Source organism: Arthrobacter sp. 05L44 (assembly GCF_056397605.1).
Genome location: NZ_JBFTNS010000020.1, coordinates 1 through 1,555 on the forward strand (window position 1 = coordinate 1; position 1,555 = coordinate 1,555).

Below are 1,555 nucleotides of genomic sequence, written 5' to 3' on the forward strand. Positions count from 1 at the left end.
TGACGGATTGTAATATTAAGTGCAACACTCAGAAATCAATATAAAGGAAGCCCATAACGACCTCGTGTAGAATGTAGTTACCACACCAACATTCAAACGGAGGAATCGTTATGAGCTATACCCATCTTACCATATCAGAACGTGTAAAAATAGAAACATACCTGGAACTTGATTATCCGATTCGTAAAATAGCGAAACTCTTAAATCGTCAACCTTCTACGATTTCCAGAGAAATAAAACGCCACGCCGGTAGTACGGCTAACGAGGCGCAAGTACGTTACCATCAAAATAAATCCAACTGTGGTGCCAAGTCAAAATGTACGCCAGAAGTAAAAGAAGCTGTTCAAGGAAAGTTGCGGGATACTTGGTCGCCTGAACAAATTGTCGGTCGCTTGTATCAAGGACAGTTGAGTTTTAAAACCATCTATCGCTGGATTTACGATGGTCTTTTAGAAGTGCCTATAACCGTTCTCCSTCAAAAAGGAAAGCGCCAAAAGCCCCGCGAAACAAGGGGAAGATTTAACATTGGCACACCAATTTCTAAACGCCCAAAAGAAGTACGTAAACGTGAAACCTTTGGACATTGGGAGTTAGATACAGTTGTATCTGGACGTGGGAAAGCAAAAGGTTGTGTAGCAACATTTATTGAGCGAATGACACGGTGGTATGTTGGCTTTTTGATACCAGATCGCTCAGCTCAATCAATGGAAAGAGCAGTACGTCTTCTTCATACTAAATTACCAAAAGGCACTATAAAAACAGCCACAACAGACAGAGGTAAAGAATTTAGCTGCTATAAAGTGTTAGAAAAAGACTTGAAAATTGATGTTTATTTTGCGGACGCATATTCTTCTTGGCAACGCGGAAGTAACGAAAATGGAAATGGATTACTTCGCGAATTCTTCCCTAAGCAAACAAATTTCGAAGAAGTATCACCAGAAGAACTAACAGAATCATTAAACTATATCAACAACCGACCAAGAAAATGTCTTGGTTGGAAAACTGCAAACGAGGCTTTTAATGAGCAATTGTTGCACTTAATTTGACAAATCATCACCATTATGGTATAATAATAAAAACGGAATAATAAGATAGAGGTACAAATCATAAATTCGATTTGTTTAAAAGGGAAGATCGGTGCAAATCCGACGCTGTCCCGCAACTGTAAATGTGAGCACGTTTCAAAAGACCACTGTTACGACATTGTAATGGGAAGGTGAAAAGTGTGATGAACATAAGCCAGGAGACCTGCCTTTATCTAGTACAACCAAAAAACCTACGAGGATAGGGGGTGTTGAGTGTGACTAGAGAAATTCTCCTGCATGCTCATAGTACGATGATTGCTAAAAAGGTAGCTTCTATTGCAAATAGAAAGCTTTTTTCGCCATGTCAATCACCGTATTATGTCGTGTATTTGTCATAGTAGGCATCTTCCTGATGAAGGAAAGATGTTTTTTTATGCTAAAATTGAAGGAGTGTTACACATGAATCCACAAGTAATTGAGTATTATGAAAGTCTGTTAAAATTTGAAATCATGGAAAAGCAGTATACAAG

Annotated in this window: 2 protein-coding genes and 1 riboswitch; both genes read left to right on the forward strand. The window is 38.7% G+C overall.

Annotated features, from left to right (window positions below; all coding sequences use genetic code 11):
* The first annotated feature begins 110 nt into the window (after positions 1-110).
* Positions 111-1,046, forward strand: coding sequence for an IS30 family transposase (locus AC1DHY_RS15740; RefSeq protein WP_476903904.1), 936 nt, complete (start codon positions 111-113; stop codon positions 1,044-1,046).
* A 32-nt stretch (positions 1,047-1,078) separates the two neighbouring features.
* Positions 1,079-1,270: riboswitch (cobalamin riboswitch) on the forward strand.
* A gap of 91 nt (positions 1,271-1,361) precedes the next feature.
* Positions 1,362-1,555, forward strand: a 194-nt coding sequence (locus AC1DHY_RS15745) for a hypothetical protein (protein ID WP_476903905.1), incomplete at its 3' end; no start/stop codon positions are given.